Raw genomic sequence first — 23,713 nt, 5'->3', positions numbered from 1 at the left:
ATCGGTCAAGAAAATGCTTTTTATTGTTTCAATATAAAAAAGATTTGAAAGGAGAAAAACTTACAATATTTGAGACTTTTCACTCAAGTGAAAAATGATAAATTATTATAAATCAATATATTATCTTATAAAGCTGTATTCATATTTGAAAATTGAACATTAAAATATAAAGATATAAAAATAATATTATAATAAAAGGTATTTTTTCTTCTCTACCCATTATGCTCAACAACCCATGTGAGGGGAAGGGGGGATTTTTCATAATTTTAACGCTTCGAATCTATGCAATATTTTGCAGTGAAATTTTTCCTTTATTGAAACTTCAAAAAGAAGATTAAAGAGTACTTATACAATGATGAAGTAAAGGGGCGAAAACGGAAAATTATTGATAACTGAAGAAAATAATAATATTTTTTTCCAAAAGGTGTTGACCAAATGGAAAGTCAACCGTATGTTCCCTTCAATTTCTGCAAACTAGATAGCTTGTGAGAGAGCGCGTAGCTCAGCTGGTAGAGCAACTGACTTTTAATCAGTAGGTCCAGGGTTCGAATCCCTGCGCGCTCACCAAATTTAAGTAATATCAATAGGCTATAAAAAATTTAAGAATCTTTCTTGTTTTGATTCTTTTTGAAGTTTTTATTGATTCTATAGTCTGTCATTTTCTATCAGCTGTTTTGGAATAGAGCGATGCTATACTGTCCCCTTTCCAACAAAAAAGAGCTTTAAGCTTACGGATAGGGTTGTACCTGCGTTGGCAGCACATGTGGTTTCTAATTTTCTCAATCCATAGGTGGTTTTTTTAATACCCACTGCATTACATGATTCGCAAAACAGTTGCTAAAATCACCACTTATTCACACTTATATTATGAAATGAATTTTCTATAAGATATTGATTTGTTTAACTTTTAATCTTTTTAATATCTACTAGACTACATTTATTTCGTATGAAAACCATAAAAAGGTTAACAATACGTTAATTTCTTGGTAAAAGGGGCCAATTCAAGAGTGGTATATACGCGAGGGGAATCATTTAAAAACGTAAATTCTTCCGTTGCGTACAAAAAGCGTGACGTGGTTTTTACAGTAGTACTTAACAGAAATAAGTGGACTGAATAGATGCCTTCAAATAGAAAAAAGAAAATTATTTTTATGATTAAACCCACATTTCAATTGTTTTCTATGATTATCATTTCTCAGTCACTGGTATCTTGTTGCGCAAGCCAAACTATGAATTTTTCAATAAAAGATTCCTATCACAATAAACCAATTAACGTAAACACTTCTGTACTACCTCAACAAGTCTCCAATAAGAGGAATCAATCGGAAGAAAAAAAGCGTGGACGAGTGATTGTTGGTAAACCTTATCAAATAAAAGGAAAGTGGTATTATCCTCAAAGTGATCCAACTTATAAACGTGTTGGCGAAGCATCTTGGTATGGTTCAGATTTTCATGGACGTTTAACTGCCAATGGTGAAATTTATGACATGAATCTTTTGACTGCTGCTCATCCTACAATGCCTTTACCTAGCTATGCTCGTGTTACTAATTTGAAAAATGGATCTTCAATCGTTGTTAGAGTGAATGATCGCGGACCTTTTATGAAAGACAGAATCATTGATTTATCAAGGCAAGCTGCGACAATACTGGGGTATGTAGATAGGGGGGTCGCAGATGTTAAAGTAGAATATATTGCTGAAGCACCTGTTGGCTATTATGATGGTGCATATTTAATGTCCTCTTATACTCCTGGAAATGCTGCCCCATATTCATTAGCGTCGGAAAATGTTGCGAAAAAAAGAGAAACTGTTTTGTTAAAAGAGCAGCGCAATACAGGGAACAAAAAAGAATTAGCTAAAGCAGCTGCTGTTAAACAAGAACAACGTAATAAAACTGTTGCAGTTAAATTGCCAAAAATTGGTCCTATCATGGTTGATAAGCCGATACCATTCGATCAAGTTGCTTCTATAAATAAGCTAAACAAAAAAACAAAGGTTAATTGGCTACAACTGTTTTAAGAAAAAATGCATTGATTTTTTATCTATATAATTTTCTAGTAAAAAAGGTAAGAAATTACGGATTTAGTGTAGGATTTTTATCTTAAAGCGCGTTGTCCTTTTCAAAAAGCGTGGTTGGGTGCTATTATTATAAATTCAGTACGGACTTTCCACCCCATTGCTGGTCTATTCGTCGTTTTATGATATTGCTTGCTTAATAAAGCGTGTACTTTTCTTGCTGTAATAGCTTTTGCTAGACGAAGGTAAATTATTGTGTCAAGTCTGTTTGTGTAATCTCTAAAACAACTGTACAATCGATTTTAGAGGAATAAAAATCTTAACAAGTAAAAAATATTTTCTTTTGATTCGTCCTTGCATCTTTCTAAAGTATCTACGGTAATATCTTATGAAAAGATTATGCATTATCTCATGCTTTTGTTTATCATGTTCTTTAATGGAGTAAGTTCCCTCACGAAAAACAGAGCGTCTCAAACAAAATACACTTACATTGCCAATTCATGGACTTATTTAAAAGAGACATACTTTAACACGCTACAAGTCTATTTTACGACAGCGCCTGTGAATGGTATAACTGTTAACGCCTTTAGACATCAGCATCTTTACACTTATGAAGATATAAATCGACACCATCATACACTTTGCAAGTCCCCAATGTTTTGTGCGATAATTCTTAACACTTGAGAGGTTGATAAGAAGTATTTTTACTCTCTTTTTTAATAATTTTTATCCATATACGAACCCTACTTATGACCCGTAAGTAAGCGATTTTTAATGAATTCAATATGAGAAGAGGGGATGAGAGAATCTTGTAGTATTTTGAGTTAGCTTCAATTTTAAAATGATAATTTATCATAACAAATCAAAATACTATCAATAAAAATAGGAAAAAATCTTTTGTCTCTCATACATTTAAAATATTAAACTGAACCTACATAGAAGATAAAAAACGTGTCATATTATTTTTTCTAAAGCTAAATGAAAATAAAATCTTTTTATGAGTTGTAAATAATTCCTCAATTTTCAGAAATCAAAAAGTTTTTTCCTATATAAGATTCTTTATGTTGATCTTTGGGATGGGAGGAGCAGCTATGTATACAGCATTAAGGATCTTATTGATATTATGGGGAGTATTGGCATTTGATACGTGGGGGAGAGCACAAGATTTTCAAACTCCCGCATCCCAATTATTATTACTCGATGATGATACAGAGACAGTACTCTATGAAAAACAAAGTGCTATTCCTTTTTTTCCTGCTTCATTAGTAAAATTGATGACAGCAGAAGTTGTATTTCATCAATTAAAAAAAGGATTATTAAAAAGTACGCAGAAATTTAAGGTCAGTGAAAATGCTTGGCGCAAGGGTGGAGCACCTTCTGGTACAACCACTATGTTTGCAAAGATAAAAACAGAAATCAGTGTTTCTGATCTGTTGCGTGGTTTAATGATTGTCAATGGAAATGATGCTGCTATTATTCTTGCTGAAGGAATATCAGGACATGAAGATCATTTTGTAAAACTGATGAATCAGCGCGCAAAAATGATTGGATTATCTCAGAGTCATTTTGTTAATGCAACAGGGCTACCCGAAGAGGGACAATTTGTAACTGTGCGTGATATGATTATATTAGCACGTCATATTGTTCAGGAATATTCGGATTATTATGCACTTTATTGTGAGTCTCATTTTACATGGAATAATATTTTTCAACGTAACAAAAACCCTCTTATTTCTAAGGAAATTGGTGTAGAAGGATTTGGTTTTGGTTACAGTGAAAAAGAAGGTTTTTCAATGGTTGCCACTATTTCTAAAAATCATCGACGTCTTTTTTTAGCAATCAATGGTTTGCAAGATGGTAAAAAATATACAAAAGAAATAGAACGCATTCTTCAATGGGGAATGACGGCTTTTGATCTCAAAACGATTTTCACAAAAGAAGAAATAGTTGGTCGTGCTGCTGTTTATGGTGGTAAGAAAAATTTTGTTCCACTCATTGTTAAAACACCAATAAGTTTTATGCTTTCGAATGAAAAAAAAGTAAATGTTAAAGCAAAAATTAAATATCATGGTCCATTGAAAGCTCCCATCGTTTCTGGGCAATCAGTTGGCGTTATTCAAATTTTAGAAGATAAAAAGGTTCTTCTGGAAAAACCAGTTTTTGCCGGAATGAATATTCAGGAAGGAAGTTTCTTTGCAAAAGTAAAAAATGCATTCTATGAAATAACAATTGGATGGTTACGGAAATATTTATAGTTACGCGCTAATAAGGTTAAGGTCATACGTGTCAGGTTATTTTATTACATTCGAAGGAGGGGACGGGGTAGGGAAAACGGTGCAGATTTCTTTACTTGCTGAGTCTCTCTCTCACCAAGGTTATGATGTTGTCACAACACGAGAACCAGGAGGAACGCCAGGAGCAGAAGCAATCCGGCATATTTTGTTGTCGGGGCAGGCGCGACAGTATGGACCGTTGATTGAAGCTGTTTTGTTTACAGCTGCACGTATCGACCATGTTACTGAGGTTATCGCACCTTCTTTGCAAAAAGGTAAAATCGTTTTATGTGACCGCTTTATTGATTCTACACGCGTTTATCAAGGACTCAATAATAGAGTCAGTTCTTCTTTTCTTTCTGTTTTAGAGTGTATTGCGCTCAATGGTATTTTGCCTCATTTAACATTTTTATTAGATATGCCAGCAATGTGTGGTATGAAGCGTGCAAATTTGCGAAGAAAAAAAACAGAAGAAATTGATTATTTTGAAAAAGATCAGTTGGAAATTCAAGAACAAAGGCGTCAGGCTTTTCTTCAATTGGCCAAACAAGAACCCCATAGATTTCGAGTCATTGATGCTACTAGCTCAGTAGAAGCTATTGCTCATCAAATAAAAAATATTTGTCATCAGGTATTGTTGGATCAGCTTTCATGAGTAATTTCAATACCTTATGCCAATATGATGATATTGATACAATTTTATCACCATCTCAGAACAATGTTATCTTTGGTCATGAGGATGTGCGTCATTTTTTGACACAAATGCTTAAAGAAGAGCGTTTGCATCATGCATTATTATTTGAAGGAGAATATGGGATTGGAAAGGCTACATTAGCCTTTCATCTTGCTTGGAACATTTTAAGTTTTCAACAGAGTGCTTTCTTGAAACCTGATCCTTATTCCACCCCATGGCGCCAAATTACACAAGGAAGTCACCCTGGTCTTTTGTATATTTCACGTCGATTTGATGTGAAAACGCAAAAGTTTAAAACAAGAATACTCGTTGATGATATCCGTGATATTATGCATTTTTTAAGCCGAACATCACAAGATAATGGATGGCGTATTGTTATTATTGATTCTGCAGATGATATGAATAGAAATGCAGCGAATGCAATTCTCAAAATACTTGAAGAACCACCTACAAAAACGTTATTTGTTATTATCGCACATTCTTCAGGAAAATTACTTCCAACAATCCATTCACGGTGTCAAAAAATTTCTTTTCGTCCGTTGAATAACGATGAAATGAAAAAAGTTATTACACATATTTTCGCCCATCAGGATTTACCTGATGAAAAAACAATTGAAATGATTATTAAAAAATCTAAAGGAAGCCCTCGAAAAGCCGCTTTACTTATTTCCCATGGCGGTCTTGAAATTATTAAAACAATTGATGTTCTCCTAGAGAAACCTGTTTGTAACGCAACAATTGTACATACTCTTGCACAAACATTTTCATCTGCTTCCTCTACATTTCAATTTCAACAATTTTGTGATGAAATTCTTAATAAAATTCAAAAAAAAGCTATCATGCTCGTTGAAAAGGGAGACTTATTTCTCTCAAAAAAATATGCGGAAAAATGGCAGGAGATTCATCAAGAAATAGAGGAAATACAACTGTTTAATCTCGATAAAAAGCAGTTTGTTATTAACTTACTTTTTAAAGTTCATAAGATCATTCATGAGAATTAGTTTTTCCGTGACAATGCGATGAACAAACGTTATGTCATAATATCTTCTATTTATAGCGTTTTACAACGAGTATGACATGCGTGACACATATTACATAACAACTCCCATTTTTTATCCTAATGGTGCTCCACATATTGGACATGCTTATAGTGCCATTGCAAGCGATGTTTTAGCCCGCTTTCAACGGTTAAACGGAAAAAATGTATTTTTTCTTTCTGGTACAGATGAGCATGGTCTCAAGATGCAACAAACCGCAGCAGCATTAGGCATATCACCTCAGCAACTTGCAGATCGTAATAGTGCGGTATTTCAAAAAATGCTTGCAGTATTAAATTGTTCTAACGATGATTTTATCCGTACGACAGAAGAACGCCATTATCAAGCTTGTCAAGAAATTTGGAAAAAGATGGAAGCAAATGGCGATATTTATCTCGGTCGTTATACGGGGTGGTATTCGATTCGCCAAGAAGCCTATTATGAAGAAAAAGATACGGAAATTGGAGCAGACAACATCCGTCGTGAAAAAGAATTAGGCTCTCCAGTTGAATGGAATGAAGAAGAAAGTTATTTTTTTAGACTTTCTCATTATGAAAAGGCTCTTCTTGAATATTATGAAAAACATCCTGATTTTATTGCTCCATTTGAGCGGCGTAATGAAATTATAAGTTTTATCAAATCAGGTTTAAAAGATATCTCTATTTCACGCGCAAGTTTTAACTGGGGAATTGCTGTTCCTGAGAATCCAAAGCACGTGATGTATGTCTGGGTTGATGCGCTTACAAATTATCTATCAGCAATAGGTTTTTTCAATGAAAATTCAAAAAAACGTGATTTTTGGCCTGCAAATACGCATATTATTGGTAAGGATATTATTCGTTTTCATGCAGTCTATTGGCCGGCATTTTTAATGTCTGCTGGAATTGAATTGCCTAAAAATATTTTTGCACATGGTTTTTTACTTAATCGTGGCGCAAAAATGTCAAAATCTATTGGAAATGTCGTTGATCCTTTTGAAATGGTTGATCACTATGGTCTTGATCAGGTCCGTTATTTCCTTCTCCGTGAAGTGCCATTCGGACAAGATGGTAGTTACAGTCATGAAAGCCTTGTGAACCGTATTAATGCTGATCTTGCTAACGATCTTGGTAATTTAGCACAGCGCTGTTTGTCTATGATTGCCAAAAATTGTAATGCACAAGTCCCGAAACCAGCTTCATTTTTAGCTCAAGATAAACAGCTTTTAGAACAATCTCTTCAAGTACTTGAAACTGTACACCAAGCTATGTCTTCTTATAGTATGCATTTAGCACTTTCAGCTATTTTTTCAATTGTAGCAGATGCCAATCGCTATTTTGCCAACGAACAACCTTGGAGTTTACGTAAAAACGATCGAGAGCGATTTTCTACAGTTCTTTATATAACTGTAGAAATCTTGCGGAGAATAGGAATTATGCTTTTGCCTTTCATCCCCCAATCAGCAGCGAAACTTCTTGATAGCCTTGCGGTTGCTGAAGATAATCGGTTATTGTATCATATAAGTCATTCAAAAATTCAAGAAGGGCTTGATCTTCCACCACCAGAACCAATTTTTCCTCGTTATATCTTGAAGAAAGAAGATACTCATCATGTTGATTGATACACATTGTCATCTTGATTTTGAAGACTTTTCACAAGATTTGGATAATGTTATCCAACGGGCTTTAGATGCTGACGTTAAACGTATGATAACAATTTCAACCCATGTTCATAAGTTAGATAAACTGTTAGCCATTGCGCAAAGCTATGATCAAGTCTTTTGTTCCGTTGGAACACACCCCAATCACGCGCATGAAGAACAAAATATTACAGCGGAAGAGCTTATACAGCTCTCGAATCACCCTAAAATTGTTGCGTTTGGGGAAGGGGGCCTTGATTATCATTATGATTACTCTACACCAGAAGAGCAAAAGAAAGTTTTTCAAGAACATATCATTGCTTCTCGAGAAACACAGATTCCTCTTGTTATACATTCACGCAATGCCGATATCGATATGGAGAAAATATTACGTGAACAGATAAAAGAAGGAGCTTTTCCCTTTATCCTTCATTGTTATTCGTCTGGAATGCAACTTGCTCGTGCTGGAATTGAACTTGGTGGTTATATTTCTTTTTCGGGTATTCTTACTTTTAAAAACGCACTTGAAATCCGTGAAATAGCAAAAATTGTGCCCCATGAGCATTTGTTAGTGGAAACAGATGCTCCATTCTTAGCACCTAGTCCCCATCGGGGCAAAACAAATGAACCATCTTTTGTATGTTATACAGCAGCTGTTTTGGCTGAAACAATTGGCTTAAGCATTGAAGAAATAGCTCAAATAACAACGCGTAATGCTTTTCGTTTATTTAGCAAAATGAAATAAGGCAAAAGATATGTGTGATCAATACCGATTTACAATATTAGGTTGTGGTCCTTCTCCAGGAGTGCCAAGACCTAATGGTGATTGGGGAACATGTGATCCGAATAACCCTAAAAATAAACGCTACAGAAGTTCTTTATTAGTTGAACGTATTAAACCTTCTGGAGACAAAACAACGATCGTTATTGATACAGGTCCAGATTTTCGCTCACAAATGATCGATGCGCGTGTAAGCCATCTTGATGCTGCTCTTTACACGCATTCTCATGCAGACCATATCCACGGTATTGATGATTTACGCAGCTATGCACTTGCACAAAAATGTTTAATAGATATCTATGCCGACAGATTTACACTAGAACATCTCAAAAGTGCTTTTGGATATTGTTTTCAAACTCTAAAAGATTCATCTTATTCTCCCATTTTAAAAGAACATCTTATCAATGAAGATAGCCAATTTATTATTCAGGGGAAGGGCGGAGAAATAAGTGTCAATACACATTTACAACACCACGGAAACATTAATTCCTTAGGTTTTCGGATTGGGAATGTTGCCTATTGTACGGATGTTAGTAAATTTCCTGAAAAAACTTTATCCAAATTAATGGATTTAGATGTTCTCATCATTGAAGCTCTTCAATTTAAATCCCATCCGAGTCATTTTTCTGTTGATCAAGCATTACAGTGGATAGAATATTTAAAGCCAAAACAAGCAATACTCACACATATGGACAGATCGCTGGATTACAATAAGGTAATAAATTACGTTCCATCTTATGTAAAACCTGCATATCAAGGTCTTACTTTTGAAACAGATGCGTAAGCTTATTATGCGCAATATTTTAAGTTAAATAAAACACTTTTAAATTTATCCTTTATTTTATTTCATTTTTGACATATTTAGTGTTTTTTATGTCAAAAATGAGGCTTTTATGTATAAGAATTTTAAGCGGGGTGTATGTATTGTCGTTTTAGCGTTTTTTTTGACAGCATGTGGGGGGCGTTTAGAAAAAAATATTCCAGTTACCACATTACATGATGGAACAATGAGTTGTTCTGATATTCAACGGGAATTCTTTGCTAATAAGCGCCAAATCGATGCTACAATTAGAGAGCGTTATAAAGCAAGAAATAAAAATGCGGCTTTAGCAGCAACAAGTCTTGTATTTCTTCCTGCTTTGTTTTTTATAGATCCTAAATCCAGTGAAAGTAATGAAATTTCAGCTTTAAATAACCGTAATGCTGTTTTGAGTGATCTTGCACGTACGAAACGTTGTCAAATAGCACAATAATTTTTCTTAGTTTTATTATACGTAATTTCATTATTTTTGGTCTTTAAGGAATGTACTTTAAAGACCAAATTTTATTTTAAAAGTAAATTGTATGATATAAATATGATGATGTTTTAAAGGAGGGTTTTCTTTTGGGATAAAGGATTTATCTTCTGTATCATGTTATCGCATAATATATATTATGGAACTTTATAGAAAAGTGAAGTATAGCTAGCATCAGCGTTTTGAGGAACGAAGCTTTAAAATGAGCTACTTAAGTTAACTAAGATCGAAAATCGAGCCTGTTATTCTGGCTCGAAAATTTTAATCACAATGTTTTTTTATTTTTTACTCTTTTAAAAAAAATAATTACAATTTGTAGTACTATAAAAGCTAAAAACAATATTCCATGAAATAATGGTACAAATGGCTGATAAATAAAAATTGTTATTGCTTCAATCAACGCTGCAATACACCACACAATGATACCCCATAGTGAATACATCCAAAGTCCAACTAAGGCAATAGGATAGAGAATAGCCAATATAGCTGATGCAAATTGCCACTGCCAAGGCATAAGATCAAAACGCCATAGAATACCTGGAAAAACCCCAACAAGGCGTATCCAATAACAAATACCTAGAACTAAGCAAATAAGTGCCAAAAACCGTAAGTAACAGTTATAGATTAAATTGATTTTTGAAATCTCTTTGTGTGAATTATTTTTCACAATAATAACTCTTGTTCAACAGATTGGAAGTAAGAATCTACCATTTCATCTGTCACATTTGAAAGTTTATCTGGTTGCCATTGAGGTCTTTTATCCTTATCGATTAACATAGCACGTATACCTTCATAAAAATCATGTGAATGAATCATATGATACGCTATGCGGTTTTCAATTTTCATACAATCTTCCAACGTTTGAGATGAATTTTGTTTCATTTGTTTCCAGATAACTTTTAAACTTGTCGGAGAACGTGACTGCAAAATATCATAACATTCTTTAGCAAATAAAACATCTTCATTGCTTTTTTTATGTAGCAACTCAAGACATTCTTCTAAGGTATGGGCACTAAAACAAGTGTTAATAATACAACGTATTTCATGACTTGTTTCATAATCTTTTGTAATTGCTCGCTCGTTTAAAGCTAAAGTAGGATCTCCTTGCTCAATAACAGCTTTTCTAATCATATCGAATTCAGTTTCAGCAACGGCGTGTGTTGCTAATCCTAAATTTAAGCAATCTCCCCACTTTATACGTGCGCCCGTTAATGCAAGATAGATACCAAAATGATTGGGAAGAGATGGTAAGAAAAAACTTGCACCTACATCTGGAAAAAATCCAATCGCACCTTCTGGCATAGCAAAAACTGTATTTTCTGTAACAATTCGATGCGAGCCATAGAGAGAAATACCTACCCCTCCTCCCATCCAAATACCGTTTAAGAAAGAAATGTAGGGCTTTGAAAAATGTTTGATATAAGCATTTAAACTATATTCATTCCTAAAGTATTGACAAGAAGCAGCACTTTTCCCCATATGATAGATTTCTACAACATCTCCACCAGCACAAAAAGCACGCCCCTCCCCTTCAATTAAGACACAAAAAACATTATCATCTATTTCCCATGTTCTGAGAGCTTTTTTTAAAGCTGAAACCATTCGTTGATTAAGAGCGTTTAATGCTGAAGGACGTGTGAGCTTTATAATACCAGCACGCCCTTCTTTCGTAAAAGAAATATCATCATCTGCTCCAAAATTAATTTGCATTTCACACCCTTCTTAAAACAATTATTTCATTGTTTTTTTATACTTTTTGCCCCAAGTTTAGGAAATGTTTGCATGATTGCGCCAATAGAATATATATAAATTCCTGTTACCGAAATTCCTATTTTAACCCAATAGGGAGCCTCTAGTTGATAAAAGAAGGCAGAAACACCAAAAAAACACCATAAGAGAAAAATGGGAAAATTAATTCTACGTAAACGAAGGACTCTTACTGGATGAATAAAATAAATTGGCAAAAAAGATATAATCGCCGATAAAACAATAATGATAAAAGTAATCCACTCTCCTGGTCTGACGACAAAAAGCGTAAAAATCATCATATTCCAAACAACAGGAAATCCTTTAAAAAAGTTTTCTTTGGTTTTCATACTAGTATCTGCATAATAAATAGCAGATGAAATAACAATAATTGCACTCAATGAAAATGATAACCCTACACCCATGAAACCACTTTGATAGAGTGCAAAGGCAGGAATTAAGACATAAGTCACGTAATCAATAATATTATCTAACAGCTCTCCAGACCATGTTGGAAGAACGTACTTAACATCAAGTTTGCGTGCAATTGGTCCATCTATACCATCAACGAGAAGAGCAAGCCCAAGCCAACAGAACATAGCTGTCCATTCTTTTTGAGAGGCTGATATAAGAGAAAGAAACGCTAAAAATGATCCCGAAGCTGTTAGTAAATGAACGGAAAAGGCCTTTGCTTGTGGCATTGTTACTTTTTTATGGCGTAATAATTTAGCATTTGTTTTGATTTTCTTTGTTAATTTACGTTTCAAGGTTTTCTTATCCTCGTTTTTAAAGTCTTCAACCATCTATCAATACGCCATTTTTTAACGATGATATAACTCAGCATTTAAAAAAATCATAAAAAGGTTACTTTTTTATATCGCATTATTTATTACATACTATAATAATAGAAGAGCTTCATATAATAAAAAGAGAGAGATCATTTGGAAATGTTAAAATATTTTCTCAATGAATAAAGGTTCAAATCGTTGTGATATTTGAAAAGGAAGAGCATAAAGATATTGCTGTTATTGGTGCAGGTCCTGTCGGAATGTTAGCCGCGCTGAGTCTTGCACAGAAGGGGCTTTCTGTTTTTCTTGTTGGTCCCCCTGCTCATACAGATGAGTTACGGACAACGGCTCTTATGATGCCTGCAATACGCATGCTTCAAAAACTCAATATTTGGGATAATCTTCAAAAACATGCAGCTGCTTTATCGTCCATGAGAATTATAGATATAACTTCTAGAATTGTGCATGCTCCTACGGTGCATTTTTTTTCTACTGAAATTGGCGAAAAAGCTTTTGGCTATAATATACCTAATGTAAAATTGAACAGTGCTTTAGTCGACGCTGTTACACATACGCCCAATATTACAAGATTTGTTTCTGCAGCCAAATCTGTTCATCACACAAAAAACCATGTATGCATTACTCTTGCTGATCATAGAATCATTCAAGCACCACTTGTTGTTGCAGCTGATGGACGTCACTCTCTTACACGTGCCGCAGCAGGGATAAGTGTCAAACAGTGGAATTATCCACAAAAAGCACTTGTTCTCAACTTTTCTCATGAATTTTCTCATCAAAATACATCAACTGAATTTCATACAGAACACGGTCCATTTACACAGGTTCCACTACCAGGACGAAGATCTAGTCTTGTATGGGTTGTTCATCCTTCCCGCGCTGAGGAATTATTAAATATAGAACCAAAAACAATTGCAAAAATGATCGAAAACCAAATGCAATCAATGCTTGGAAAGCTAAGCTTAGAAACATCAATTCAAGCATGTCCGCTTTTCGGACTTCTTTCTCATCATTTTGCTGCTAATCGAACAATTTTAGTGGGTGAAGCCGCTCATGTTTTTCCCCCTATTGGGGCACAGGGATTGAATTTAGGATTCCGTGATGTCCAAACTTTAATTGATATTTTACCCAATAAAATATCCAATTCTAACTCTGAAATGATTGTTGCACATTATAACAAATGCCGCAAACCAGATATATTAATCCGAAGTGGAGCTGTTCATACACTGAACTCTGCTCTACTTTCTCATATGTTGCCTGTTCATATCATACGAAGCATTGGGCTTGGTTTGTTGCATAGTTTCCCACCATTACGTAATTTATTTATGCGCGAAGGAATGTATCCCGGTTATGGATTTAAGGAAATTATGCAAATATTTCCAACAAAATCATCAAAACAGCTCTACTAAGCAATAATGGATAATAACGTAAAATAAAAAATAATAAATTGCATTTTGAATCATATCTATTACTGATATGAAAAAATATTCTTGTTCTTTCTAATAGTAACAAATTATATTAAAATAATTAATTATATTTATTTAGTATATTGATATGAAATAAGAGAAAAGTGAATTATAGAATGCAAATTAAATAATAAAGATATCTTGCTAAATCATAGCTGTTAAATTTAGCACTATAAAAAAAATAATACCGTTTTGAAAAAGTTATTTTATAATAATTAATTTTAATAAGAAGATAAATAATAAAAAACAGTTTTATTTAATCAATATATTTTCAAAAATTTTTATTGTTAAGTATAATATTAAAAATAAAATCATCTTTGGAACCTGTTAGTAACACAAAGGTTAATGAAGTGTTGTTTCAACAAATGGTAATAAGATGACACTAAATAATTTTTTGAAATTAAGTACTTTTTTTATAATGATTGCATGTGTCTCGTTGATAGTCACGACTTCAATAAGTGAAGTTTTTCACCTTCCTTATTGTCAAACCTTTACCTATAGCTCTACTCAAAAGGTCACTAAAATAGGTCAGAACTCATTTACTGCTTCACAAGTTAAAAATTGTCTTATGCAAAATGGTTTTGAGAATATTAAACGATTGCGCTTAGATGACAATGGTATCTGGCGTGCTTTAGTAAAATTTAAAAAGTCCCATTTTTTCGTATCCGTTGACTATTCAGGAACAGTTAGCATTCAAAATGAAAGAAAAGAATATGATTGATTTAAAAACTTACAGCAACGTTTCTTTTCACAGCTGTAAGAAAAAAAAAATAAAAAAGTACTGCCATTCTATTAAAGAATTTGCTTTCATTGGCGGTTTAAATGGTAGCATATCAGGAGCTATCGCGGCAACTCTTGCAGCTTATGGTTATATTGCTCTTCCAGGATTTGGTCCAGTTATCGCAATGGGTATAGGAGTAGCACTTTCTTCCGGAATAATAATAGGAGCACTGATAGGATCAGGAATGGGAGGGAGTGTCGGTATATGCTGTATTTTATTGGAAAATTTATATGAATCATAATAATTTTTTCTCTTATAAATTACATAATGAATAGAAATTTCTCGTCATTTTTTCTATGAAAAACAATTAAATCATCAACAAATTATATGTTCTTTTTTTGATGAAACGATTATCATACTATAAATGAAATAACATCTAACTTACTAAAATTCCTTATTTAATTTCTTATTATACCTCAAAAAGTAGATTTTTAAAAAACATCTCTTGAAGAAATGTAAGTGAGATATAATTATCCATTCATAAAAGCTGTATTTTTTATAGATCAAAAAATAAAAGTTATGTTCAGAAATATATATAAACATACTTTAATTTATTTGCTCTTTCTAAAAACTAATATTTCTATGTAAATTATTTTTCTTAAAGTTAAATTTAAGACACTTATATAACATATAATTAGTATAGATTATTATCTATAGATAATAATCTATTTAAAGATAAGTATAAAGGTATTTCATGAAAAAAATATTATTATTATTATTATTGTTTTTTATGGCATTTTTAATTCATAAAAATTCTGCATTAGCACTATCAAAACAAGTAAATATTTATAAATTAGAATATAACAATTCCAAAAAGGCTATTGGTAGCATTAAAATTGAAGAAACCACATACGGTTTGATTTTCATCCCTAATTTATCTACCTTATCAGAAGGAATGCATGGTTTTCATGTACATGTAAATCCTTCATGTGATACAAAAGATGGTATAATTGGTGGAAGCGCAGGTGGACATTATGATCCGGAACATACCGGAAAACATTTAGGACCTTATAATGTCAATGGTCATCTTGGTGATTTACCAGCACTTTATGTTGATAAGCAGGGATATGCCATAATGAGCGTTCTTGCTCCACGATTAAAAAAAATCTCTGAAATTAAAGGGCGCTCTTTAATCATTCATTTAGGGGCTGATAATCAATCAGATAAACCATTACCGCTTGGCGGAGGTGGAGCACGTTTAGCGTGCGGTATTATTGAAAAATAAAGAGAGTATTGTGGCAGACTCCGACAAGTACACACTCCCTTTACCATAAGGTGTGAGAGAAATTTATTTTTTAAATCTATTTCAAGAAATTGAGTAAACTATGTGAATATTTTATAAAATTAATGTTTTTTTGAATGTTTACTTCGGATAACAAAAAGCTTAATAATCATCAAAATGAACAGTAATAGAAATTAAAGAAATAGTAGTGTAAATTCTCCGTAAGAAGACTTCAATATGAGGAAGTAATATTTTTCATGCTTGATGTAAACAAAGCAAAAAAGTCGAATTTAACCCTCTATAATAGCAAATTTATAATAAATTATAATCATTAAGTCTAGTATCTAATGGAATCACGCTCAATGCACAAAATAGAACAGGCCTAAAACAGAATTTTTACTCTTCCCCTACTCATGAGGTACGTGAGAAAAATTTTAATTGATACAATATCAATATAATAAGTCAAACAAAATAGTTAGAGTAATTTTTCATCACTCTGAAAAAAAGTCTTTTAAACAATAGAGTCTTTTTAAAAATACCCCTCATAGATACATATGATCCCAATCTAGTGGACGCATCTCACCAATTTGATAAAATTGACGAATGAGCTTAATATAATCAAGAAAATCTTTGTTTTCCTCCACTAATCTATTAGCAGTATCCCAATCAATATCACTACGTTCTTTGGCAGGAATTAAGATCTCACTCTCGGAAGAGTTTTCCTTATTAAGTCTTATAAACCCAATTCCATGCAAACTTGAAAGCATCCGAAGCTCTTTTAATGTATCAACTCCTTCAATTTCACTAGCAACTAAATAACTCAAATTAGCCCATGAAGAATTACTAACTGTTTGAAAAAATGCTTTTCGTAAATTTGAACGATTGATGAGAATTTTTACTTCAAAAGACCAAAGCTTTGTCTTTTTATCAAAATATTGCAAAACACAGTCTTTGATTTCACGATTCCATTCCTTGCTTAAATCTTGCATCCCTACGAGATCTGGATAAAGCCATTTATTTCCGCCTGCACCATGTTTATTACGAGAACATTTCTCATTAATGCGTTTGCTATAAACTGCAAGTTCTGACCATAAAAATTTAGATAATAACCGATAAAGATCATGCTCTTTAACAGAGCCATCTTCTGTTCTACTCTTTGCTTTGTCCTCTATTGCATCAATTTCAGCACTATCTGTTTGTTTAGTAAAATAATATTGTCGCGGTCGTCCTTCAGTGGTTTTAATTTCTGGATAACGCTTTTGTAATTGAGGGCGCTGCGATCCTACTTCAGCAACAATTTGCTGAATAAGAGCTGCATCACTATTAAGGGGATTGATTATCGCCGTTGAATGCTTTTGTTTTTGACGGCATTTTTCTGGGTAATTTTCAAATATCCATTGAGCAATTTCTCGAGCTGTAAACTTTTTTGTCGGGTTTTTCTTTAAAAAATTAAAAACAGTGTTTGTTAAATTTAAAGTCATATGAAAAACTCCCCCTTTTATCCTCTGGGTATTTCATTATATTCAGGCGTTTTAAATGAAAGAACAATAAACTGTTTAAGTTTTTTAAAAAAAGAACATTTATCAAATTACTCAATAAAATTAAAATATTTTTTTAATTTATGACTATAACTCAAAGATCTTTTCACATAACGAAAATAAGATTGTACTTTTATAAAAAATTGTAAATGTACTACAAATCACCATAAAAAAGCATAATCTTGTATAACTTTTCTATACATTTTTCCTTTTATTTTAACGTCGTTAGAAAAAAGTTAAAAATAATTATTCAAACATTTGATTAAACCTCACACCCGTCAATTAAAAAAACTTATGTGTTTTATTTTTGAAGCAAAAAGTTATAAGCTCTCAAGTATAGATTCTGAAATGGTAAACTCTGCACACAAACCTTCAAAACTACTATTTGCTTTAATAGCATCATGGGGAATAAGAACATAATACCATTTTTTACCGCCATAAGCCGCCGCATAGCGCGTTGCATGACAACACCATTGAACTGCAGCTTCTCTCTTTTTTAAAACAATAGGATTTTGCATTTCAGAGGCTTTTTTAGGCTCACAAAGATATTTGGCATCCTTTGTTTCTGCAACAAAGTCTGGTTCATAGATTGATCCTTTATCATATTCTATCTTGAAAAAACCTCGAGCAGGTTTCATCCATTTCAAGACTTGTTCATCATCCTCTAATATTTGAGCAAATCGTAATTCCCCTTCTACTGAATCAAACTTTTGTAAAGGATAACAGCATTTTCTAAAGCCGCTGAATACAAGTTTTTTAATATCGCTTTTAATGGCAGGAATATTACGAAAATCAAGAGGAGACGTCCCTTGCGGCAACACATAATGGATAGGTTGTAAAGTTGTAAAACCTCGTGTAACTTTAACCGCATAATCTTTTTGCGTTTCCCATTGATGTTCTCTTAATTGCGCAACAATAAAACTAGTAAGCTTGTGCTGATAGTGAATTAATACGTTCTCAACAGCTGTATCATTGGGTAAATAAGATCGGAAATGTTCTACTATCTGACTAGCTAATTTTCGTAATAAGAGCGTATGATTATCATAATCGACAAAGTCATTATCAATCAAACCACGAATGATGTAGTTTTCAAGATAAGGCTCTTTGACATATTCATTCTTAGATGTGAGAAAAATGCTTTTATGGGTACGCAATTCTCGAATTAAAAGTTCTTTACTAACAGGTTGAAAATTTAAGCTTTCTAGATTTTTTAAATCAAAATCATAAAAATCATAAGTAACATCACGCGAAGGTATGAGTATAATATTTGGAATATCTATTATCAGTTCTGTTAATTGTTTTGTCAGAATTGTCACCACTTTTGATACAAGAGACTTTTGTGATGAAGGCTTAATATTCATAACTTTAATAGCAATTTTTTCTTGTATCTGTGCAGAACAAAGCATTTGAGAACTTGGCAATTTATCATTCTCTTTGATAAGATCCCACGCGATCGCTGCAATATCTTGCTCTTCAGGCGTTAATGTAGGGGAATCTGTATAACGTAATATGATACCTTGTAAATCAGAAGATGCTCCATTTATATCGGAATTACGTGTTACCATCGTTTGCATCAATAAAGCTTCTACTTGACTTGGAACTGTCACTATATCTGTCTTTTCAGAGGATATATCACCCCCTGTTCCAATCTCAATATGCTTTTTTATAATTGAGTTTGGATCGTTCGCACGATCAATAATATCTTGAAAACGATCATGCGCAATAATTGTTAAACGATCAATAGCTTCCACGCCTGTTCTATACCCATAAGGCAAACGCAATCCACGCCCAATTGTTTGCTCTGTTAAAATTTCTGAAGCCGATGCACGCAACGGTACAATAGTATAGAGATTCGTAACATCCCACCCCTCCTTTAATTTATTAACGTGAATAACAATTTCTGTTGGGTCATGAGAATCTTCAATTGCAATCAGCTTTTGAATATTTTGATCTTCTTCTATATTCGACTGTTTTGTATGAATCTCTATAACTTTTCCCTTATAAGCTCCTGCAAAAAAATCATCTGATTCCAATAAATCACGCAATTTCTGTGCATGATCTGTATCTTGAGCGACAACTAAAATAAAAGGCTTAACAAACTTTTTGTTATAATCTTTGGCATAGGCAATTAAATCTGCTTTCACGTTTTTATGGGCATAAATTGCATCTTGTAATTTGATATGTTCTAATTGTTCAGATGTATAATTTTGAGGTTGAAAATCTTTACGTGTAGCAACAGCAGGCTCTTTTACAAAACCATCTCTCATAGCCTCTGCAAGTGAATAACTATAGACAACATTTTTAAAATCTACGGGTTTTGCACCTATTGTTTTTGGTGTCGCTGTAAGCTCTATTCCTAAAACAGGTTTTAACTCATTAATTGCCGCTGCACCAGCAGAAGCACGATAACGATGTGCTTCATCCATTAACAAAACTAAATCAGGAAGATTTGCGAGATAATCAAAATAACTTTCGCCAATTGTCTCTTGTAAGCGTTTAATCCTCGGCATACTAGATTTTAGTGCGCCTTTTTTATTATCTGTTGTATTAATTTTAGAAATATTAAAAATATTGATAAAAGCCGTATCTCTATTCTCAAACAAACGCTTTTGTCCTTGAAAATGGTGTTCATCAACGCGAATACCTTTACCACTTTCATAATCTTCACCTGTAATAATAACGGGTCTATTGGCAATAAATTCACTCATTCCACTGAAAACATACTTCGGACTTTGGGGACTAAAATCCTGTTTTAACTTTTCATAAATAGTCAAATTTGGCGCTAAAACAAAAAAATGGCGACTGCGACCTGTTAAATAAAGATAGCTGATAAAAGCCCCCATAAGTCGCGTTTTCCCAACACCCGTTGCTAAGGCAAAACAAAAAGAGGGAAAGTTTCGTTCAAAATCTTGTACAGAAGGATAAAGATTTTTTATCACTTCTAACTCTGCAAACAAATCAGCATTTTTAGAAAGCTCTATATTTTCTAAGATTTTTACCAAAATATTTAAAGATTCACGTTGAGGATCACGTAACGATAAGCGAGCAGAAATCCTTTTTTCAACAGTGTTCATGAAAAACTCCGCTTTTTATATATTATTCAAATAGATCTAATTCTGCTTGCGCAATATCTTTATTTTTGTTGTTTTCTTTTACCACAATCACTGGTTCAAGATTGGCTACATTTAAACTGTAATCGTCCCTTCCCCATTCGCATTTTTCTAATATTGCACGGGGGATTTTAGTGAGTGTCAGATTTTCAAAGGATGCTGATTTTGTATCAAAGGCTGTACCACAAATCAGCAACGTGCGATGAGAGCCTACCTCTTCACTCATTATACGGAGTTGTTCATGGGTCATAGCGCTTGTTGTGACATAAATATAATCTGTTTCGGTTGAATACCCTTGCATCCAATAATGATTTTCATCAGGTGCATAGGTAAATCCCATATGTTTGCACATTGCTTCTGAAAGCATCGCAGCATTATATTCGCGACTGATAATCCATTGTCCCCATGGATCTTTTTGCAACAGAGAAGGTGCAAGGCGATAATAACGGAATCCACCGCCACCTTGCCAATTGACACTTTTGGAAATTCCCCCTTGATCAGTTCCATCAATGACTTGTTTTAAACGAGGGATAATGTGGGTGTGACAATGCTCACCAAGTTCAATCATAATCCACTTCCTTCCCATTTTATGGGCAACAGCACCGGTTGTGCCAGAACCAGCAAAAGAATCCAGTACAAGATCACCGGGATTTGTAGATATCTTAATAATTCTTTGAAGAAGATGTTCAGGTTTCGGAGTATTAAATAATTCTACTTCATGATTAATAAATATTTTTTTTAATTCATCTTTAGCATTTGCATTATTGGAGAGACCTATCCAAATAGTTTCTGGAATACTTCCTTTATTTTCTGAAAGAAAAAATTTACGGTATAAATTATTTCCTTTAATAAGAAGGCGATCCTCTTTATCTAACTGTTGCATACTCTCTAGATTAACAAGCCAAAGGCGTTTAGAAAAAAACTTCCCTGTTTTGGTGGTGTATTCATATTCAGATCCGCCTTGCTGTCTAGCCCACAACCCAAGAATACGATATGCACCTCTTGAATCATTATCTGGATTTACATATGCTTTTTTTGTTACATCATCTAATTCAATTCGATTAATATAAAATTTTGAAAAGTCTTTTGCATAAACTAAGATATGATCGTGGGTTGTGCTAAAATAACGAGAAGAATTATCCTTTCCTCTTTTTTTATGCCATATGAGATTAGCAACAAAATTATTACGTCCAAATAACTCATCACACAGTATTTTAGCATAATGTATTTCATTGTCATCCAACTGCATAAAAAGCGCACCATCATCCGCCAGTAAATGATGTAACAATTCTAGCCTGTCTCTCATAAGGCTTAGCCATAGAGAATGCTCCAAACCATCTTCATAATGTTCAAAGGCATTGCCTGTATTATAAGGTGGATCGATATAGATACATTTTACCTTTCCCGTATATTCTTGCTCAAGTGCCTTGAGTGCGAGTAAATTATCACCAAAAATGAGTTTATTATCAAAAATATCTTGGGTAGATACTTGGTGCGGAGCGTGATAAGATTTTTCAAGATCTTCCAATAAAATACGAGGCTCTAGTTTTGGGCGTTTTTCTTTTCCAATCCAAGTGAGTTCTAGTTTTTGTTTATTATAACTCATGCGATCGTCCTTAAATTTAAACGCTTATGAAAAGTAAACAGCTTATTCATGAATGGCTAAATTAGAGTCTCTTAACAATACTTTTAGTACCATCCGACAGCAATTTGAGCTTCTTCTGACATACAATCAGGTGTCCATGGTGGATCAAAAGTCATAGTGACTTCAACATACGAAACCCCTTCAACTGCACTGACTGCATTTTCTACCCACCCCGGCATTTCACCTGCAACAGGACATCCCGGTGCTGTAAGAGTCATTTCAATTTTTACTGAACGATCATCTTCAATATCAATACGATAAATCAATCCTAGCTCATAAATATCAGCAGGAATCTCTGGGTCATAAACTGTTTTAAGAGCAGCAATAATGTCATTTGTCATACGATCAATTTCGTCTGCTGGAATTGCTGATATGTAAGATTTTTTATTTTCGCTTACAGTTTCAACGGATTCTGTAGAATGACGCTCTTCAATTGATTCAGCCATTAAAAAATGTCCTTGTTTCTTGCAATGCTTCTACTAATTGATCTATATCCTCTTGAGTGTTATACATGGCTAACGATGCGCGGCAAATAGATGTTAGACCAAAGCGCTGTAATAAAGGCTGTGCACAATGGGTTCCCGCACGTATCGCAACCCCTTTTCTATCAATAAACATAGCAATATCATGGGCGTGAATCCCTTCAATTGTAAATGATATAATAGCTCCTTTATTGGGAGAATGACCATAAATACGCAATGACTCAACCATTTTAAGTTTTTCCTGCGCATAAGCTAAAAGGGACCTCTCATGGGCATGAATCGTGCTACGACCTTTCTCTTGTATATAATCAATAGCCGCAGTTAATCCAATAGCTTCAACGATAGGAGGAGTGCCTGCTTCAAAACGGTAAGGAGGAGCATTATAAAAAACCTTATCGGTTGTTACCTCCTCGATCATTTCCCCTCCCCCTTGAAAAGGACGCATTTCTTCTAATCTATCTTCTTTACCATACAAAACACCAATACCAGTGGGACCATAAAGCTTATGACCTGTAAAGACATACCAATCACAATCGAGATCTTGTACATCAACGGTTAAATGTACTGCTCCTTGAGAACCATCAACAAGAACAGGAATAGAATTTTGATGTGCTAGCTTAATAATCTCTTTAACAGGAGGCACAGTTCCTAATATATTGGACATATGCGTTATAGCAACAAGCCGCGTTTTTTCGCTTAAAGCCTTTTGGAAATCTTCAATGTGCAGAACACCATTTTCATCGACAGGAACAAAAATAAGTTTAACACCTTTTTGTTCACGGAGAAAATGCCAAGGAATAATATTTGAATGATGTTCTATGATCGTTAGAACAATCTCATCACCTTCTTTGAGTTTTGGCATCGCCCAACCATAAGCAACAGTATTAATAGCTTCTGTTGCATTTTTCGTAAAAACAATTTCTTCAGCTTTTTGAGCATTTAGAAAAACACGAACGGTTTCACGAGAATTTTCATAGGATTGTGTTGCTATATTGGCTAAAAAATACATTCCCCTATGCACATTAGCATAACTATAGTGATAATAATTATTCATTGCATTGAGTACTGACATTGGTTTTTGGGCAGAAGCACTACTATCAAGATATGCTAATCGCTTTCCATAAACTTGATGGTGCAAAATAGGAAAATCACGCCGAATTTCTTCGACATTATAAGTAAATGTTTGTACGTTATTTTCCATTTT

General features: G+C 33.6%; 20 protein-coding genes, 1 tRNA gene and 1 pseudogene. 13 read left to right on the top strand and 9 right to left on the bottom strand.

Going from position 1 to position 23,713, the window contains the following annotated elements; genetic code table 11:
* Window positions 1-491 precede the first annotated feature (491 nt).
* Window positions 492-567, top strand: a tRNA-Lys gene (locus ACFIMX_RS09300).
* A gap of 88 nt (window positions 568-655) precedes the next feature.
* Here the strand turns inward: ACFIMX_RS09300 and ACFIMX_RS09295 are convergent.
* A pseudogene (locus tag ACFIMX_RS09295) lies at window positions 656-834 on the bottom strand (integrase); the annotation flags it as partial.
* Window positions 835-1,118: 284 nt separating this feature from the next.
* Between ACFIMX_RS09295 and ACFIMX_RS09290 the strand changes: the two are divergent.
* The 8 genes from ACFIMX_RS09290 (at window position 1,119) to ACFIMX_RS09255 (ending at window position 9,671) form a co-directional block, all read left to right on the top strand.
* Complete coding sequence (locus ACFIMX_RS09290) at window positions 1,119-2,018, top strand: septal ring lytic transglycosylase RlpA family protein (RefSeq protein ID WP_375694374.1); 900 nt, start codon at window positions 1,119-1,121, stop codon at window positions 2,016-2,018.
* Between the two features lie 1,088 nt (window positions 2,019-3,106).
* Entirely contained in the window at window positions 3,107-4,270 is a 1,164-nt protein-coding gene (locus ACFIMX_RS09285) for a D-alanyl-D-alanine carboxypeptidase family protein (protein WP_375694373.1), read from the top strand.
* A 28-nt stretch (window positions 4,271-4,298) separates the two neighbouring features.
* Window positions 4,299-4,943: a dTMP kinase gene (gene tmk / locus ACFIMX_RS09280; RefSeq protein ID WP_375618139.1), complete on the top strand. Its 645-nt coding sequence runs from the start codon at window positions 4,299-4,301 to the stop codon at window positions 4,941-4,943.
* Complete coding sequence (locus ACFIMX_RS09275; RefSeq protein WP_375618140.1) at window positions 4,940-5,983, top strand: DNA polymerase III subunit delta'; 1,044 nt, start codon at window positions 4,940-4,942, stop codon at window positions 5,981-5,983. Before tmk ends, ACFIMX_RS09275 begins: the two co-directional genes overlap by 4 nt.
* 76 nt (window positions 5,984-6,059) lie before the next feature.
* Entirely contained in the window at window positions 6,060-7,619 is a 1,560-nt protein-coding gene (gene metG / locus ACFIMX_RS09270; RefSeq protein WP_375618141.1) for a methionine--tRNA ligase, read from the top strand.
* A complete protein-coding gene (locus ACFIMX_RS09265; protein WP_375618142.1) occupies window positions 7,609-8,382 on the top strand; it encodes a TatD family hydrolase in 774 nt (257 codons plus the stop codon). The genes metG and ACFIMX_RS09265 overlap by 11 nt, the downstream gene beginning before the upstream one ends.
* A gap of 10 nt (window positions 8,383-8,392) precedes the next feature.
* On the top strand, window positions 8,393-9,202 hold the full coding sequence (locus tag ACFIMX_RS09260; protein ID WP_375618143.1) for an MBL fold metallo-hydrolase: 810 nt from the start codon (window positions 8,393-8,395) through the stop codon (window positions 9,200-9,202).
* A gap of 109 nt (window positions 9,203-9,311) precedes the next feature.
* Window positions 9,312-9,671 carry a hypothetical protein gene (locus tag ACFIMX_RS09255; protein WP_375639689.1) on the top strand — a complete coding sequence of 120 codons (360 nt, stop codon included), beginning with the start codon at window positions 9,312-9,314 and terminating at the stop codon, window positions 9,669-9,671.
* 307 nt (window positions 9,672-9,978) lie between these two features.
* Here the strand turns inward: ACFIMX_RS09255 and ACFIMX_RS09250 are convergent, their stop codons facing one another.
* Genes ACFIMX_RS09250 through pcsA form a run of 3 tightly spaced genes read right to left on the bottom strand, consistent with a single transcriptional unit; the run spans window position 9,979 to window position 12,262 of the window.
* Entirely contained in the window at window positions 9,979-10,380 is a 402-nt protein-coding gene (locus tag ACFIMX_RS09250; protein WP_375639691.1) for a DUF6163 family protein, read from the bottom strand.
* Complete coding sequence (locus ACFIMX_RS09245) at window positions 10,377-11,423, bottom strand: enoyl-CoA hydratase/isomerase family protein (protein WP_375618146.1); 1,047 nt, start codon at window positions 11,421-11,423, stop codon at window positions 10,377-10,379. The genes ACFIMX_RS09250 and ACFIMX_RS09245 overlap by 4 nt, the downstream gene beginning before the upstream one ends.
* Before the next feature lie 26 nt (window positions 11,424-11,449).
* Entirely contained in the window at window positions 11,450-12,262 is an 813-nt protein-coding gene (gene pcsA / locus ACFIMX_RS09240; protein ID WP_375618147.1) for a phosphatidylcholine synthase, read from the bottom strand.
* A gap of 185 nt (window positions 12,263-12,447) precedes the next feature.
* On the opposite strand from pcsA, the gene ACFIMX_RS09235 reads away from it, so the two are divergent.
* The 4 genes from ACFIMX_RS09235 to sodC all read left to right on the top strand — a co-directional run bounded on the left by ACFIMX_RS09235 (window position 12,448) and on the right by sodC (window position 15,737).
* Entirely contained in the window at window positions 12,448-13,674 is a 1,227-nt protein-coding gene (locus ACFIMX_RS09235; RefSeq protein ID WP_375639692.1) for a UbiH/UbiF family hydroxylase, read from the top strand.
* Between the two features lie 433 nt (window positions 13,675-14,107).
* The gene (locus ACFIMX_RS09230) at window positions 14,108-14,452 is read left to right on the top strand and encodes a hypothetical protein (protein WP_375611907.1); all 345 of its coding nucleotides are present in this window, start codon (window positions 14,108-14,110) and stop codon (window positions 14,450-14,452) included.
* Window positions 14,430-14,753: a hypothetical protein gene (locus ACFIMX_RS09225; RefSeq protein WP_375618149.1), complete on the top strand. Its 324-nt coding sequence runs from the start codon at window positions 14,430-14,432 to the stop codon at window positions 14,751-14,753. Before ACFIMX_RS09230 ends, ACFIMX_RS09225 begins: the two co-directional genes overlap by 23 nt.
* Window positions 14,754-15,206: 453 nt before the next feature.
* Window positions 15,207-15,737 carry a superoxide dismutase [Cu-Zn] SodC gene (gene sodC / locus ACFIMX_RS09220; protein ID WP_375639694.1) on the top strand — a complete coding sequence of 177 codons (531 nt, stop codon included), beginning with the start codon at window positions 15,207-15,209 and terminating at the stop codon, window positions 15,735-15,737.
* A gap of 539 nt (window positions 15,738-16,276) precedes the next feature.
* Here the strand turns inward: sodC and ACFIMX_RS09215 are convergent.
* The 5 genes from ACFIMX_RS09215 to ACFIMX_RS09195 all read right to left on the bottom strand — a co-directional run bounded on the left by ACFIMX_RS09215 (window position 16,277) and on the right by ACFIMX_RS09195 (window position 23,710).
* Window positions 16,277-17,215 (bottom strand): COG2958 family protein, encoded by a 939-nt coding sequence (locus ACFIMX_RS09215; RefSeq protein ID WP_375639696.1) that lies wholly within the window; start codon window positions 17,213-17,215, stop codon window positions 16,277-16,279.
* 377 nt (window positions 17,216-17,592) lie between these two features.
* Window positions 17,593-20,346 (bottom strand): DEAD/DEAH box helicase, encoded by a 2,754-nt coding sequence (locus ACFIMX_RS09210; protein WP_375639697.1) that lies wholly within the window; start codon window positions 20,344-20,346, stop codon window positions 17,593-17,595.
* Window positions 20,347-20,368: 22 nt separating this feature from the next.
* Window positions 20,369-21,988, bottom strand: a complete 1,620-nt coding sequence (locus ACFIMX_RS09205; RefSeq protein WP_375639698.1) for a site-specific DNA-methyltransferase — start codon at window positions 21,986-21,988, stop codon at window positions 20,369-20,371.
* A gap of 83 nt (window positions 21,989-22,071) precedes the next feature.
* Window positions 22,072-22,473 (bottom strand): SUF system Fe-S cluster assembly protein, encoded by a 402-nt coding sequence (locus ACFIMX_RS09200; RefSeq protein ID WP_273787976.1) that lies wholly within the window; start codon window positions 22,471-22,473, stop codon window positions 22,072-22,074.
* The gene (locus ACFIMX_RS09195; protein ID WP_375639700.1) at window positions 22,466-23,710 is read right to left on the bottom strand and encodes a cysteine desulfurase; all 1,245 of its coding nucleotides are present in this window, start codon (window positions 23,708-23,710) and stop codon (window positions 22,466-22,468) included. The genes ACFIMX_RS09200 and ACFIMX_RS09195 overlap by 8 nt, the downstream gene beginning before the upstream one ends.
* Window positions 23,711-23,713: the final 3 nt, after the last annotated feature.

This window comes from Bartonella sp. AD24XZML (assembly GCF_042196485.1).
Taxonomy (GTDB): Bacteria; Pseudomonadota; Alphaproteobacteria; order Rhizobiales; family Rhizobiaceae; genus Bartonella.
Note: the sequence above shows the minus strand (reverse complement) of the source record. Positions and strands in the feature narration are given on the sequence as shown.